This window comes from Campylobacter sp. RM5004, assembly GCF_022369455.1.
Classification (GTDB): Bacteria; Campylobacterota; Campylobacteria; order Campylobacterales; family Campylobacteraceae; genus Campylobacter_E.
Genome location: NZ_CP059599.1, coordinates 1,672,885 through 1,687,648 on the forward strand (window position 1 = coordinate 1,672,885; position 14,764 = coordinate 1,687,648).

At 27.8% G+C, this 14,764-nt stretch carries 15 protein-coding genes; 5 read left to right on the plus strand and 10 right to left on the minus strand.

Annotation, left to right across the window (positions count from 1 at the left end; translation table 11 throughout):
* Positions 1-42 precede the first annotated feature (42 nt).
* Together AVANS_RS08280 and AVANS_RS08285 are read left to right on the plus strand one after the other, a co-directional pair.
* The gene (locus tag AVANS_RS08280) at positions 43-681 is read left to right on the plus strand and encodes a carbonic anhydrase (RefSeq protein ID WP_239817411.1); all 639 of its coding nucleotides are present in this window, start codon (positions 43-45) and stop codon (positions 679-681) included.
* A complete protein-coding gene (locus AVANS_RS08285; protein ID WP_239817412.1) occupies positions 678-2,375 on the plus strand; it encodes a mechanosensitive ion channel family protein in 1,698 nt (565 codons plus the stop codon). The genes AVANS_RS08280 and AVANS_RS08285 overlap by 4 nt, the downstream gene beginning before the upstream one ends.
* A 151-nt stretch (positions 2,376-2,526) precedes the next feature.
* Here AVANS_RS08285 and AVANS_RS08290 read toward each other — a convergent pair whose 3' ends face one another.
* Complete coding sequence (locus AVANS_RS08290; protein ID WP_239817413.1) at positions 2,527-3,972, minus strand: DASS family sodium-coupled anion symporter; 1,446 nt, start codon at positions 3,970-3,972, stop codon at positions 2,527-2,529.
* A gap of 195 nt (positions 3,973-4,167) precedes the next feature.
* Between AVANS_RS08290 and AVANS_RS08295 the strand changes: the two genes are divergently transcribed.
* The gene (locus AVANS_RS08295) at positions 4,168-4,548 is read left to right on the plus strand and encodes a hypothetical protein (protein ID WP_239817414.1); all 381 of its coding nucleotides are present in this window, start codon (positions 4,168-4,170) and stop codon (positions 4,546-4,548) included.
* 56 nt (positions 4,549-4,604) lie between these two features.
* Here the strand turns inward: AVANS_RS08295 and AVANS_RS08300 are convergent, their stop codons facing one another.
* The 8 genes from AVANS_RS08300 to AVANS_RS08335 all read right to left on the minus strand — a co-directional run bounded on the left by AVANS_RS08300 (position 4,605) and on the right by AVANS_RS08335 (position 11,406).
* Positions 4,605-5,153: a cysteine peptidase family C39 domain-containing protein gene (locus AVANS_RS08300; protein WP_239817415.1), complete on the minus strand. Its 549-nt coding sequence runs from the start codon at positions 5,151-5,153 to the stop codon at positions 4,605-4,607.
* A complete protein-coding gene (locus AVANS_RS08305) occupies positions 5,138-5,989 on the minus strand; it encodes a hypothetical protein (RefSeq protein ID WP_239817416.1) in 852 nt (283 codons plus the stop codon). Before AVANS_RS08305 ends, AVANS_RS08300 begins: the two co-directional genes overlap by 16 nt.
* 29 nt (positions 5,990-6,018) lie before the next feature.
* Positions 6,019-6,660, minus strand: coding sequence for a hypothetical protein (locus AVANS_RS08310; protein WP_239817417.1), 642 nt, complete (start codon positions 6,658-6,660; stop codon positions 6,019-6,021).
* A gap of 9 nt (positions 6,661-6,669) precedes the next feature.
* Complete coding sequence (locus AVANS_RS08315; RefSeq protein ID WP_239817418.1) at positions 6,670-7,272, minus strand: hypothetical protein; 603 nt, start codon at positions 7,270-7,272, stop codon at positions 6,670-6,672.
* Positions 7,273-7,420: 148 nt separating this feature from the next.
* Entirely contained in the window at positions 7,421-8,494 is a 1,074-nt protein-coding gene (locus AVANS_RS08320; protein WP_239817419.1) for a hypothetical protein, read from the minus strand.
* 25 nt (positions 8,495-8,519) lie between these two features.
* Positions 8,520-9,098 (minus strand): hypothetical protein, encoded by a 579-nt coding sequence (locus AVANS_RS08325; RefSeq protein WP_239817420.1) that lies wholly within the window; start codon positions 9,096-9,098, stop codon positions 8,520-8,522.
* Positions 9,099-9,247: 149 nt separating this feature from the next.
* Entirely contained in the window at positions 9,248-9,874 is a 627-nt protein-coding gene (locus tag AVANS_RS08330) for a hypothetical protein (protein ID WP_239817421.1), read from the minus strand.
* A gap of 218 nt (positions 9,875-10,092) precedes the next feature.
* Positions 10,093-11,406: a cation:dicarboxylase symporter family transporter gene (locus AVANS_RS08335; protein WP_239817422.1), complete on the minus strand. Its 1,314-nt coding sequence runs from the start codon at positions 11,404-11,406 to the stop codon at positions 10,093-10,095.
* A gap of 113 nt (positions 11,407-11,519) precedes the next feature.
* Here AVANS_RS08335 and AVANS_RS08340 point away from each other — a divergent pair, with 113 nt between their 5' ends.
* Together AVANS_RS08340 and AVANS_RS08345 are read left to right on the plus strand one after the other, a co-directional pair.
* Entirely contained in the window at positions 11,520-11,846 is a 327-nt protein-coding gene (locus AVANS_RS08340) for a rhodanese-like domain-containing protein (protein WP_239817423.1), read from the plus strand.
* A 245-nt stretch (positions 11,847-12,091) separates the two neighbouring features.
* The gene (locus tag AVANS_RS08345) at positions 12,092-12,535 is read left to right on the plus strand and encodes a hypothetical protein (RefSeq protein ID WP_239817424.1); all 444 of its coding nucleotides are present in this window, start codon (positions 12,092-12,094) and stop codon (positions 12,533-12,535) included.
* Positions 12,536-12,549: 14 nt separating this feature from the next.
* On the opposite strand, the gene AVANS_RS08350 is transcribed toward AVANS_RS08345, so the two are convergent.
* Positions 12,550-14,763 carry a FecR family protein gene (locus AVANS_RS08350; protein WP_239817425.1) on the minus strand — a complete coding sequence of 738 codons (2,214 nt, stop codon included), beginning with the start codon at positions 14,761-14,763 and terminating at the stop codon, positions 12,550-12,552.
* Position 14,764 lies beyond the last annotated feature (1 nt).

Below are 14,764 nucleotides of genomic sequence, written 5' to 3' on the forward strand. Positions count from 1 at the left end.
GAAATTTTTTTATATAATTTTGCTTTTTAACAAGGATAAACGATGGATAAATTAATAAAAGGCGCCTTGCAATTTATGCAAGAAGGATTTTTAGAACATAAGGATTTGTTTAAAGATTTAAAAGAAGAACAAAATCCACACACACTATTTATAGGTTGTGCTGATTCAAGAGTAATTCCAAATCTAATAACCTCAACTTTGCCTGGGGAACTATTTGTAATAAGAAATATAGCAAACATTATCCCGCCTTATAGGGTTAAAGATGAATATTTGGCTACTACTTCTGCTATTGAATACGCTTTATATGCTTTAAATGTAAAAAACATAATAATTTGCGGTCATAGTAATTGCGGGGGTTGTAAAGATATACCTAGCAAAAAAGCTGAAGTTTTACCAAACGTAAAAAAATGGGTTTCTTTATTAGATGATATTAAAAAACAAGTTGATTACACTCTTGAATTAAGCCATTTTGAAGGACAATACGCCCTAAGGTCTTGGATGATAGAAAAGGCAAATGTTTTAAATAGTTATGAAAACTTATTAGGCTACCCTGATGTTCAAAATAGAGTTGATAATAACGAGCTTACCATTAGAGCTTGGTATTTTCTAATTGAAACTGCTGAGATTTATGAATACTGTCCAGCTGATGGACATTTTAAACCATTAAAGGATTTACAATGAGAGTTGTTTTAATATTATTATTTAGTGTGTTTGTATATGCAAATAATTTAGTTGATAATATAAATCAATATATTGATTATAATATCAAAATCAATGATTTAAATATATTATTAGGCAAAAACGAAGATAAAACAATAAACCAAAATAAAATCAATCAGGAAATAAGCGAGTATAAAAACAAAAAAAATCAAATCCTATCAATACTACCAACTTTATTTGATAAAAACAATCTAAATAACAAACTTTTAGAAGATTTCAAAAAAGAAAAAATAAGTAGTGAATTAAAGAAAATAAAATTAGAATTTTATAAAACTTTAATTGAATCAAACAATGTTTTTAATGATAGCAAAATTGATAATGAAAGCATAAAAGACATTATAGACGAAAGCATTAAAGAGCTAAATAGCGAAAAAGTAAAAGATGAAGAATTAGTTTATCTTAATTCTTACATAGAAATACTTACATACTTAAGATTAAACGCTAATGTTTTTGAAAGTAATTATTTAATTCAAGAATTAAAAACCGATAATTTTATCAATTATTTAAATGGTTTTTTCCCTAAAGAAGTAAGCAAATACTTAAATCCTGGAAAAATCATAATTTGTTGCATTATTTTATTGTTTATATTTATGTTTAAAAAGATAATTTTAAAATTAATATATTTTGTTTTCTTAAAATTAATCAAAAAACAAAAGCACGAAATAAACGAATCGTTAAAAGATATAACCAAGCCTTTAACATTATTATTTTATATGTATGGGATTTGGCTGTGCTTTGTAATAGCGTTTTATCCTGCAGCTGTAATGCCTATAATTTTAACGATCTTATCAATCATAAATACAATAATAATTGCTTGGTTAATTCTAAACATAATTAATTCTTATGGTTTAATTTTAATGTCAAAATTAGCCTTAAAAAGTGGTAAAAAAGAAATAATCAACCTAATTTTAAAAATCATAGATTTTATTATCATAATAATTACAATCTTAATAATACTAGCAAAATTAGGTTTTGATATTTCGGCAATCATTGCTTCGCTTGGAATTGGTGGTTTGGCTGTTGCTCTTGCTGCTAAAGATATAATTGCGAACTTTTTTGCATCGGTTTTAATGCTTTTTGATAATTCTTTTTCTCAAAGCGATTGGGTAGAAGTGAATGGAATAGAAGGAACTATCGTTGAAACTGGTCTTAGAAAAACCACAATAAGAACTTTTGATAACTGCTTAGTATTCATACCAAACTCAACTATATTAAACGGAAATATCAAAAACTATTCTAAGAGAAAATATGGAAGAAGAGTAAAATTAAGCGTAGGCCTAACATACGATTCAACAACCGAACAAATACAAAATTTTATAAATGATTTAAAAGAACTTTTAAATAATAATGAAATAATCGCTAATGAAAACGATGAAATCTTTCAGCACAAAAACAAAAACTTCTACAAGCAAAACCTAATTTCTGTAAATGATTTAGAAGGATTTAAATCATCTATTTATGTTTGGCTTGATGATTTTGCTGCAAGTAGTATTAATGTAGAGCTTTATTTTTATATTAAAAGCATTAGTGCAAAACAATACTACGATGAAAAAAGCAAAATATTAATGGAAGTAATGAAAATAGTTGAAAAAAATGGCTTAAGCTTTGCCTTCCCATCAACAAGTCTTTATGTAGAAAAATTACCTAAAGATTAATTTATAATTCCTAATTCAAATTCTTTAAGTTTTTTGGATTAGGAAAGCTAATTCGCTTTAAATATTAAAACGATTAAAAATAAGTTTTGGATAAATATAAAAATTCTAATTCCTAATTCAAATTCCAAGGAATTTGAATTAGGATATAAGCTTAATGTCCTAAAAGACCCCAGTATGGAAGTCCTACAGCAAGACATAATACATAAGATACCATAGCAACTACAAATCCTGTTATCCACCATTCTTTAACAGTGTTATAGCCAGCACCAAAAATAACTGAAGCAGCAGGGCCACCAAAGTGAGTTAATGCTCCACCATAAGAGTTTGTAGTAATTAATAAAAACGCTAATAAATAAGGATCAACTCCAGCACTCTTACCTATTAAAAACAACACAGGTAAAAGCGTTGTGATAAACACAGTTGCAGAAGCATATAAATATCTTACGATTATACTAATAAATCCTATTAATATTAGCACAAGTAAAGGGCTTAGGTTTAAGTTCATATTAGATTCAATAAATGTTCCAAGCCATTTAAAAAACCCTAGTTTATTCATCATACTTGATAGCGACATAATACCACCGAACCAAAATAGCGTTCCGATACATTCTTTTGAACCTGCGATATCTTCAAACTTTAAAACACCTAATAAAACAGATAAGCTCATCGCACCAACAGCAACAGCAGTTGCATCTATATCTATTTTATAGTTAAATAAAGAGCTTGCAAGCGATGGAACAGACCAACCAAGTAAAGCAAGAATAAAGATTAAAACAAGCATTTTTTCACTTCTTTTCATCTCTCCTAACTCTTCTAAACCTTGTTTAGCAATAGCAACATTATCTATTGTCTTAATATCAGGGCGAACAAAAATATAAACAATAAAAGGAATTACTAATAAACACACAATACCAGGAACTATCATAGCAACAGCCCAATTTCCCCAATTTAGGCTAGTTCCTAAAATATCGTTTGAATAACCTATAACAAGCATATTTCCAGCCATTGCAGTAGCGAAAATAAACGAAGTCATCTTAGTGCTCATATAAGCATTACAAGCTAAGAATGCACCTACTCTATTTTCTGTTTCTACCTTATCTTTTGATAAAGATTGTGCAATTGAATTTACGATAGGAAACACTATACCACCAGCTCTTGCAGTATTTGAAGGAGTTGCTGGAGATACTATTAAATCTAAAAACGCCGTAACATAACCAAGTCTTAAAGTAGTTTTACCAAGCTTACCTATTAAAAAATAAGCCCATCTTTTACCAAGACCTGTCTTAGTAAAGGCAATGCTTAAAGCAAAAGCAGAAACAATAATCCAAGTAGTAGCACTAGCATAACCGCTTAAAGCTTGTTTAGTAGCTTCTTTAGCTGAGCCTAAATATTTACCCATAAAAAGTGCAGTTCCTGCAACAGCAGTAATTAGCACCATTGAATTAGGAATAGGCTTAAATACAAGACCTAAAACAGCAGCAAGATATATTCCAAACATTACCCATGCAGCTTCGCTAAGACCATTTGGGCAAGGAAGCACAAAAGCAAATAAAAATGGAATAATGATTAATGCAATAATAGAAATTGCTCGTTTCATTAATTCTCCTTAAATGAAATTAAAAAATAATTATTACTTTAGCGAAATTATCTATAAAATATATTTAAAATCATTTTTTTGAGCTTTAATTGTGTAGTAAGGTAACATAATTTATAATTTTTTTATAAAAAACTTATAAATTAATTGGATATTTTATGTCTTTTTATAAGATTTTAAATTTAATTAGGATAAAAGATGAAAAAAGTATTAATATTTTTATTAAGTTTGAATTTATTTTCATATACGCTAGATTTTCCCGGAGATACTCCACCACTTGATGCGAATCCAAACTGGACTGACCCTACAAAACCAATTGATTTATATAATACAAATGAAATTAATATAAGTCAAAAATTAAACGAATTAGATGAAAAAAAACTAAGAAAGCTCAAAAAAGCTCTTGATATATTATTTGAAGAAGAAGAGCAAGAAATAAAAGAAGTAAAAGAAATTATTCAACCTATTAAAAAGCAAGATCCAAGCGAATATATACAAATTACAATAAATGGCGAAAAACCTACAAAAAAGCCAAAAAATACATATAAAAACAACGATATTTTAATAAATATAAAATGATAATTCCTATTTCAAATTCCTTTAAAAATTTGTAGAATTTGAATTCGGAATTAGCTTTATTTTATTTGACTTGGGCGTGGTAGATTTAGTTCTATTTCTTTTGTAATATTTGGCTTTATTATTAGAGCATAACCACCCAAACCATCTTTATCCCATACGCTATAAAATTCTTTTTTAGAGCTTAGATATTCGCCAAAGCTTGGATCATATACTTTTACAAAATCTCCTTTAATATTATTTACCACTACAAAATGTGGGAATCTAGGATCGTTTTCAATCTTTACTATAAAAGGCGTAAATATTTGCTCAAATATAATGCGATTTAGTTTATAAGCTTTTGCATAAAAGCCAAGCTTGTTTAAGGCATTGTTTAATTCATTAAAACTTAGCATATTAGTATTTTTATCTAAAACTTCTAAAATATCTTTTTCGCTAAAACGCTTGATATTTGTTAGATTTAGCAAGGTCGCTATGCTACTTGCCCCACAAGATTCTTCATAGCTTTGTCTTACTACTGATTCGTTTTTAAATTCTTTATAAGACTTTACTGCAAACTCAGCATAAAGATTAGTAAGCAGTATAAAAAATATTAAAATTTTTGCCATAGACTAATGCCAAATACACTATCAGGAGCAGCTGAGCCACCACCTAAACTAGCATTAAAGCTTATGCTTGTATCATCATTTATACTATAAGTTGAACCTACGCTATATGTTGGGATACTTCTTAGATTTGTATATTTTACGCCGTTTATCTTCTGGGCTGCTTGAAAACTCTGTGAAGCCTCTAAATCAAGCGTGATTTTAGGGCTTAATACTATGCTAAGATTTGCACCAAAATTATAAGAATTTCCATAATTTATCGCTAGTTTATCAAAAGTCCTAGTATCATTATATGTAAAACCCATATAAATACCCCAAATAGCAGGGTCGCTATAACCTCTTAGATTTAGCTTAGCTGAGTGTGATTTAAAATGAAAGCTTTTATTTGTATCAAGTGCTTTTTCTCTTTGAATTACCCCTGCTTGATAAGAAAAACTAAGTATTTTATCACTAAAGCTATCAAATCTATAATTAAACCCAAGCCACAAGCTCTCAAATGAATAATGAGTTTCACTTTTTGGCTCACCAGTAAAGAAATTACTATATTCATTTCTAGTAGCATTAGCACCAAGAGAAGCTATAAAATCAAGCTTGTTATTAAATGAATATATCAAAGTTTCATTCAAACTTAGCCTTTTATTATCAGTCCAAATCACAGGATCGCCTCCTATTATTAGACTTGGATAGCTTGTGTAGATATTGGCATTTCCGCTAGTGATTAAACTAAGACTTGTAATGCTTCTAAGTCCGATTTGTCTTTTAAAAAGACTATCAATAGTAATAGCATCAGAGCCAAATAAAAAGCTTAAAGTAAATGCTATAAAAAATAACTTTTTCAAACTCTTCCTTTCAATTAAAATATAAAATTTCAAACCCTTTTATCATAAAGATTTTCGCCGTCTTTATAAGCTAAAAATAAAGCTAATAAATCTCTTTCATCTTTGATATTACGAATATCAAGTTTGCTTAAAATCTCTTGCATACTCTCGCGCACATCATTGCCTTTTACTTCTATGGCTTCGAATGGTTTTTCTTTAGTTTGTTCTTCTTTTTCTTCTTGCTTAATTTCTTCTTTTGTATTTATTGCATTATTTCTTAAATTTTCTTTTTCTTTAACTCTAGCTTGTAATTCTTCTTTACTTGGCATTTTCTTGCTATCTACATAACCTAAAGGAAAATCTTTAGGCAAACCTAAAGATGGCATATTTAACGAATTTAGCACTCTATCAAGCTCTTTTTTATCAATTTCTACCCAATTTTTCATAGATTCTTTGCTTATTTCTTCTACTAAATCAGGGTCTAATGCTCCAAATGTGCCAAAAGTCGCTATATCGCCTATGCTTAAGTTTTTATCATTTAAAGGATTGTAAGTTGGATCATTTTCTAGCTTTTGCTGGGCTAGTTTTAGATATTCTAAACTAGCCCCATCATTTGCTTTATTTTGTGAGTTTTTATTATTAAGCGCATTTGCATAAGTATTTGAAAAATTATTTACTCCATTAACTATCATAACAAATCCTTATCTTGCCATTCTTAGCAAATCTGTTCCTACTGCTTGTTTTATTTCTCTTAATACTTGATTATATTCTAATTGAAAACTATTCGTAACTTCATTGTCAAACCAATACTCTGGCATATATAAATACTCGTTTTTTACAGCATATACATGAGTAGTTGGTGCCATAACTCCATTACCCACATTTGTATTTTTTATACCGTATAATAAAACATGATCCTTAGCAGTTCTGCCACCTAATGCACTAATATAATCTACATATCTACCTTGATTTCTATCAATATGCTCTCTAGTAGTAGGATTTGCATAACATTGAAGTTGTCCTAAAGGACATAATCCATGAGATGATAAGTTTGATGTATCAACTCCTAACTCGGTTATTGGATGAGGGATAGCCAATACAAATGCCATGCCATTATACTGCAATACACTTGATAGTATATACCCACCACGAACTTCGCTCATTTGCTCTGGGTTTAATACCTTAACACCTAATGAGCTATCACTTATAGCACCTTTGCTAATATCTGCTAATAAATCATTAGCATTAGCACTTAAGCCTAAAATAGCAACTAAAGATAAAACTTTTAATGTTTTTTTAAACATTTTTTCTCCTTTGTTTTGAAATACAATCTCATAATACCTTAAGAAATTTTAAATAAAACTTAATATTAAAAATTAAATAAATATTTGTTACTTTTAGTAATATTTTCTTAATTCCTATTTAAAATTTATAAGAATTTGAAATAGGAATTTAAACTTTCATATCAAATAACTTCATATCTTTTTGACTATATTTTAAAGCCGCTTGCAAAAACTCTTCAAAAGTTTCATAACTATCTATATCTTTAGGAGCTTTTAGGTTTTTACCACTTATCATTTCATAAGCTAGTTTTTCATACCAATTTAGTATTTTTTTATATTCTTTTGCTAATTCTTCACTTCTTGCTCTTTTAAAATCTTGTGATAATCTATTTGCTTCATCTGCTAGCCATTTTGGCATTTTTGAAATATCGCTTTGTGTTATTAAACCTTTTGCTACCATAGAATTAAGTGGTTTTGCGACATTTTGTGCGAATTCTTTATAATCTACAAATCTATCCCCACCACTCATCTTGCCCCAATAAGTTCTCTCACCCTCTACTAAAAAATGATTATTTCTTAATACGGCTATTAATATTCCACCACGACTTACATCTCCTTGATTATTTTTGTAATTATCGCCTTTAGCGTCCCATAAAATAGAATAACCTTGAGAAAAACTATCGCTATGCACAGGAAACATATCCATTTTTCCATTACCATCATAATGAAATAATGTATCAGCGCCTTTTATTCTTTGAAAATCTCTTGCATGAATATTCTTATCATTATAATCTTCAAAATCATATCTAGTTTGTAAAATCTTGCCTACACTAAAGGTGCTATTATCTATCTCAAACCCACATGGCAAATTTTTAATATCTTCTTTGCTAAAAAATTCTTTAGAGTTTAAAAAATCTTCACTTACAACTTGGCTTAAGACTTTATAAGCATTTCCAACGCTTTTTGCTATATCAATTTCCATAAATCTTTTACCTATTATATGAGCTTTATTGTTTTGTTCTACTAGAGATTTTAAACTATCGCTGTGGATTTTATAATTATCTGGAATTCCTGCGGCTTTGTTAAAATCACTTGTAAAAAAGCCATCTTTATCAACTCCGTATCCTAAAACTTCACCCACCTTTTTATCATCTGCTTTATTATCTACTTTTTTAATCTCGTTATTAGTTTCTTTTTTATAAATTTGCTTTGTTTGATATGTTGAATAAGAATTTATTTTCATAATTATTCCTTTAGGTAGGGTTCTACTAGAACCCTAATGCAAAATTACCATGCTCTTTTACAGCTTGCATATAAATATCATTTCTAATAGCTTTGTTAAGTGTTAAATTTCTAAGCCAAGAATTACCCGTCATAGCTCTAGTTTTACCAGTATAGTAATTTACAGCTTTCGGATCATAACTATAACTATATTGACTTCCTATAAATTGAGGAATTTTTGTTTGTGTAAAAGAAATTGCCAACAATTCTCCACTCATTAATCCAACTATTGCTTCATTAAATTCATTTTTTTGCATATATGATGCATTATCAGTTTTTTGAAAATCATAACCATACATATATACTGCTCTTTTATCTAATTCATTATCACCAAACAATACCACATGATTTGTTTGCAATAAATTTGCACTATAAAATGTAGTATTGAAATAGCTTACAATATACCCGCCACGAACTTCGCTCATTTGCTCTGGGTTTAATACCTTAACACCTAATGAACTATCACTTATAGCACCTTTGCTAATATCTGCTAATAAATCATTAGCATTAGCACTTAAGCCTAAAATAGCAACTAAAGATAAAACTTTTAATGTTTTTTTAAACATTTTTTCTCCTTTGAATTGAGATAAAATCTCATAATATCTTAAGAAATTTTAAATAAAACTTAATATTAAAAATTAAATAAATATTTGTTACTTTTAGTAATATTTTCTTAATTTCTATTTAAAATTTATAAGAATTTGAAATAGGAATTTCAAACCCTTTTATCATAAAGATTTTCGCCGTCTTTATAGGCTAAAAATAAAGCCAATAAATCTCTTTCGTCTTTAATATTACGAATATCAAGTTTGCTTAAAATATCTTGCATACTCTCACGCACATCATTACCTTTTACTTCTATGGGTTTGAATGGTTTTTCTTTAGTTTGTTCTTCTTTTTCTTCTTGCTTAATTTCTTCTTTAGATTGTGATATTTGCAAATCTTCATCTGTATTAGAAAAAATACTTTTCATTAATTTATTTTTTTCTTCATTACTTAGGCTATCTGAAGTTAATTTATCTAAATTTTTGAAAAGTTTATTTAGAGTTTTTACTAATTCTTCTGTATCAATTTTTGGAGTATTTTCCCATTCTATTTTTCTTTGTTCTACAATATCAGGGTCTAATGCCCCAAATAAAGCTAGATTAAGTATTTCGCTTTTACCTAAGTTTCTATCATTAAAAGGATTGTAAGTCGGATCATTTTCTAACTTTTCTTGAGCTATTTTAAGATACTCTAAAGTAGCTGTGCCATCTTCATAGTAAGGTTTATCGTTTGTATTTTCGCTTGTAGTTTTGTGTTTGTTAATTGCTGTAATATAAGAATTTGATGATATTTTCATTTTAAACCCCCGTTTTTCATATATCGGCAAGATTTAAAAAAAATTAATAGTTTAAAACAATAAGACTTAATTAAAGCCTTATTGTTGATTTTCTTTATTTACCTTTATAAAAAATGTAGCTATGCAAATTAGCACAGCAACTAAAGAAAACGCTTCTTCTAATATTTGCATTTGATATCCTTTCGTAGCAAGTAAATATCAAAAGCAAAAAGTATTCCTTAATCTTGGATTTTGTAATCATTCGGATGATCTAATGCGTAGCGGAATTTTTCCATATCAATTTGTTTATTCCAAATAGCCACTATTAGACAAGCTACTGAGTTTCCGCAAAGATTTCCACAGGCTCTCATTTCACTCATAAACTTATCAACTCCAAGTAAAACGGTGATTGTAGCCACAGGAATTAAATTATCTCCTAAAGAGCTAAGAGTTCCAGCAAGAACGATAAAGCCACTTCCAGTAACCCCAACAGCACCCTTACTTGTAACCATTAAAATAAGTAATATTGTGATTTCTTGCCAAAGTGTAATATCTATATTAAACGCTTGTGCTAAGAAAATTACAGCCATTGCTAAATAAATATTAGTGCAATCTAGGTTGAAGCTATATCCAGTAGGTAAAACTAAACCTACACAGCTTTTATCAATCCCTGCCTTTTCTAATTTTTTCATAAGTGGTAATAATGCACTCTCACTTGAGCTAGTTGTAAATACTATTAAAAGCTCTTTTGCAATAAATCTAATGAACTTAAATATATTTATTTTCGCAAAATAGCAAATCACTCCTAAAACTCCGAATATAAAAACACAACAAGCTGTAAGCATTACGAACAATAAATATCCCATATTTACAAGTGAGCTTAAACCAAATTTTGAAATTAGATAAGCCATAGCACCAAATGTTGCAAATGGGCTAAAATACATAACTAATGTTAAGATTTTGAATACAAATGCTTGAAATACTTCTAAAGCTTTTTTGATATATTCTCTATCTTGCTCTTTTAGAGTGATTACAATAAATGCAGTAAATAAAGCGATAAATAATACTTGCAAGGTCTTGCCATCTGTAAATGGGCTTACTATGTCTTGCGGAATAGCTCCTTTTATAACACCCCAAAAACCTGCTTGCTCTCCTTGAGAAGCTTTAATATACTTATCAACACTACTTGCATCAAGCGCATTTACATCAAGATTCATTCCAACACCAGGTTGCATAACTTTAGCCATAAAAATACCTACTATTAGAGCTAAAGTACTTACTACTTCAAAATAAATTACAGCTTTAACACCAATACCGCCGATTTTTTTAATATCTCCAAGTCCTACAATTCCTAAAATAATCATAACAAATATAATAGGTCCTATTAACAGCTTTAAGGCTTTAATAAACATATCAATAAAAACTTTTGACCATATTGCTAAATTTTCAATACCTAAGCTTTCTATTTTAATAGGAGGCATAGCACCTACAACAATTCCAAGGATTAATCCAACGATAACCCAAAAAATAAGACTTTTTAAATATTTTCTCATTTATGTCCCTTTTTTTAATAATATTCGTTCATAATATCCAAAAAAATATTTTTTTATGATTTTTTGATTTAAAAAAATAATAATAATGTTACAAATTTACACAAAGGAAAGAGATGAATACAAACATTAGCGCAAAAGAAATTGACCTAAATAAGCATTTAATAGTAGATATTAGAACTATTGAAGAAATAAATGAATTAAGCATTAAAAATACTCATTTGTATCCGATAGATTTTAATACAGCCAAAGAAGATGAAGTAAAGAGCTATTTTGAAAAATTATACAAAGAAAGTGATAAAGCTTTGGTGATTATGTGTAGAAGTGGTGCTAGAAGTAGTATGTTGTGCGAATTCTTAAACCAAGAAGAAAAAATAGCTTATAATTTAATGGGTGGAATAATAGCAATGTGTCAAAATTACCCAGAAATGATAAAAAATTAATTATTTATTACTTAATGTAACAAAATTAGAATTTGAATTCGGAAATTCAAATTCTAATTTTAAATAAAATTTTAATATATTATAAGCTTCAATTTGCAATAATTCTAAAAATAAAATTATATAAATCTTAAGTATTAAAAATTATTTAAATATATTAATTAAATAAAAATTATAATATTTTAACCTTTATTTTTTATTTTTCTGTAATATTAATGTAATAATTAATTGTTTTTAAGGGGTTAAAAATGAGAGATTACAAAAGGGCTGTTGAAATATTAAAAGAAATAGAAATTTTAATAAGTAATGAAAGCATCTTTAAGCAAAGTGAAGAAGATAGATTTAACGATGAAATTTTTATTAATAATGTAGCAAAAGATTTTCCGGAAGTTCCATTTGATGAGCTTAAATATGAAATTATAAATCTAGTATCTAATACAACACAAGAGCAATTTATAATATATAAAGATAAAAAATATTTATTATTTATTCCTAGTCTTAAAGTAATGACTTATATTTTTAACTGTATAAACCAAGAAACAATTCAATCAAAAACAAATACTGAAATAGAAGAAGACGAGAATGCAAACTTCATTAGCATGTGTATTGATATTGCCAAAAAATGTGTTAGTGAGATTAAATATAGAAATGATAAATTAAGAAGTTTATTAGGAGAATTATCTCAAATATAGGAGAAATAAATCTCCTATTTTTTCTGTTTATATGCTTTTTCGTAGGTATCTTTTATTAATTTGTAACCAGTCGGATCATCTACGTGCTGCAATCTATCTGAATTTACATTAAATTTTTTACCTTGTATTACCAAACTACCTTTTAATTCCGCTCCAATTTTATCTGCGTTTAGTTGGAAGATATAATCACTTGATTGCTTACTTTCTACTTGTAATGAATAATCGTTTGATGCTGATTTTATATTATTTATATCGTATTTTTGAGTATCATATACGCCTAAAACCGTGCCATTACTTCTTTGTATATAAGTAGCATCTCCGAAATTCTTATCAAAAGTAATTCTAAATATATCGCCAAGACCAGCATTATAAACAATATAGCTATCAACTGATTGTTTTACAGGGTTTAATTTGATTGAACTACCCTGACCTGAATAATAAAAGTTTTTATCATCATCTGCGGCAAAATATTTTTCTTTATATTTATTAACATGTTTATCAAATTGAGTTTTATTTAACTCATGAACGCTTTTTGAATCGCTTGAAGAAGCAAGTATGGTTTCTTTAATTAAATTAGAAAAAGAAAAATCAGCATACTTTTTATCAGCTTCTAATTTTAATGTAGCATTTCCACTACTACCACTAGCATTAGCATTTATGTTCAAAGGACCTGAACCATCAATAGGAGAAATTGTTTTATTATTTATAGCAAATTCTTTACTCATATAATATTCTCCAGAAGCGTTTGATTCTGTATAGTATATTTTATTTGCATATTTTAAGTCTGCATATAGTTTTTTACTACTGTAATTGTTTGCAAAATAATAAGTAATAGAAGGATTTATTAAACTTAAGCGAATTGATTCCAAACTATTGTGGTAATAAAAATCCTTATTTACATCAACTGAACTAAAGAAATCTTTATTTTTTTCAGAAAGATACTTTTCAAATTCAACCCAATTTTTACTCAAATCAATAAAATTATTTCCTGTATCTTTTAACATTTCAAATCTATCGCCTAATATGTGTGCCTTTAATTCTTCTTTGTTTGCGCTGTAATAAAACGAACTATGTTCAGAATTTAAAACATAATTGCTATTTCCATCAAGTTTAGAAGTCGTAGGAACTAATATAGTATGTTGAGTATTCTTAATAGCGTTTGCATTATCTGTTGTTTTTGAAATATTCACATACTGGTTTCCGTAAATATTTATCTTTTTAAAATCAGTTGTATTAGAACCATTTGTTGTTTGAGAATAAATATTTAAATTGCCTTTTTTAACATTTAATTCCGCAGCATCTTTTTTTATGCTTCCATCGTTTAAATTCGCATTAGATGAATAATAAAAATTTTTAGTATCTGCATGTGTGAAATATTTATCATTTATAGGTTTGCTAGGATTTATAGGAATTATAGGTTTGGTATTTCCATTTTCTTCTTTATTTTCATTATCTAATTTATTATCTAAATAATTTTCTAAATTATCTGCAATTATTTCTTCTTTTATAGTTTGTTCTTCTAATTTAATTGCATTATTAGAATTTGAATTCGGATTTTGAGCTTTAATGTCTGAGCTAAGAGTAATACTACTTACTTTGTTTTGGCTTTGTTTTTCTTCTTTTTTCTCTTGAATTACTTCTTGTTTTTCTTGAATAATATTAGCTTTTGTTAAAGAAAAATCATTTGCTTTTAAATTTTCTATTTTAATTACTTTTGTATCTTTAAAGCTTATTTGTTTTCCTGAATTAATTAGTGAAGTTTTATTTCCTAACTTAACATCAATTGCACCTTGTAAGCAAGCTAATTTATTTACATTAAATCCAACTTCTCCAACAAATACTGTTCCTCTAATACCAATAGTTGCTGTTTGTGCTTTTAAAGAGAAATTTTTTCTTGCAAGTTTTGAGATTTCTCCTGTAATTACTTTAAAGCTTCCTTCATCTACCACTAAATTAACTTTAGAATTTTTTCCATCTAATAAATACTGCTTTATTTCTAAGCTTGTATTTTTTCCTAAAGTTGTTACCGTGTTATCATTGAATATTATTTGTAATCTTGCGTTATTACCTGTTTTTATAATATCGCTTTCTTCTAATTCTTGATTTAATACAGCTTGTATTTCAGAACCATTTGAAATAACTACTGCATCTCCTCTAATTGCTGAGATTTTACCTATACTTGCATAGCTTAGTGTTATTACACTTAATAACAAAATGAGTTTTTTCATC

Excerpts from the sequence above, each read along its gene's own strand:
- AVANS_RS08280 (WP_239817411.1), top strand. The coding sequence starts at position 43 with ATGGATAAATTAATAAAAGGCGCCTTGCAATTTATGCAAGAAGGATTT.
- AVANS_RS08285 (WP_239817412.1), top strand. The coding sequence starts at position 678 with ATGAGAGTTGTTTTAATATTATTATTTAGTGTGTTTGTATATGCAAAT.
- AVANS_RS08290 (WP_239817413.1), bottom strand. The coding sequence starts at position 3,972 with ATGAAACGAGCAATTTCTATTATTGCATTAATCATTATTCCATTTTTA.
- AVANS_RS08295 (WP_239817414.1), top strand. The coding sequence starts at position 4,168 with ATGAAAAAAGTATTAATATTTTTATTAAGTTTGAATTTATTTTCATAT.
- AVANS_RS08300 (WP_239817415.1), bottom strand. The coding sequence starts at position 5,153 with ATGGCAAAAATTTTAATATTTTTTATACTGCTTACTAATCTTTATGCT.
- AVANS_RS08310 (WP_239817417.1), bottom strand. The coding sequence starts at position 6,660 with ATGATAGTTAATGGAGTAAATAATTTTTCAAATACTTATGCAAATGCG.
- AVANS_RS08315 (WP_239817418.1), bottom strand. The coding sequence starts at position 7,272 with ATGTTTAAAAAAACATTAAAAGTTTTATCTTTAGTTGCTATTTTAGGC.
- AVANS_RS08320 (WP_239817419.1), bottom strand. The coding sequence starts at position 8,494 with ATGAAAATAAATTCTTATTCAACATATCAAACAAAGCAAATTTATAAA.
- AVANS_RS08325 (WP_239817420.1), bottom strand. The coding sequence starts at position 9,098 with ATGTTTAAAAAAACATTAAAAGTTTTATCTTTAGTTGCTATTTTAGGC.
- AVANS_RS08330 (WP_239817421.1), bottom strand. The coding sequence starts at position 9,874 with ATGAAAATATCATCAAATTCTTATATTACAGCAATTAACAAACACAAA.
- AVANS_RS08335 (WP_239817422.1), bottom strand. The coding sequence starts at position 11,406 with ATGAGAAAATATTTAAAAAGTCTTATTTTTTGGGTTATCGTTGGATTA.
- AVANS_RS08340 (WP_239817423.1), top strand. The coding sequence starts at position 11,520 with ATGAATACAAACATTAGCGCAAAAGAAATTGACCTAAATAAGCATTTA.
- AVANS_RS08345 (WP_239817424.1), top strand. The coding sequence starts at position 12,092 with ATGAGAGATTACAAAAGGGCTGTTGAAATATTAAAAGAAATAGAAATT.
- AVANS_RS08350 (WP_239817425.1), bottom strand. The coding sequence starts at position 14,763 with ATGAAAAAACTCATTTTGTTATTAAGTGTAATAACACTAAGCTATGCA.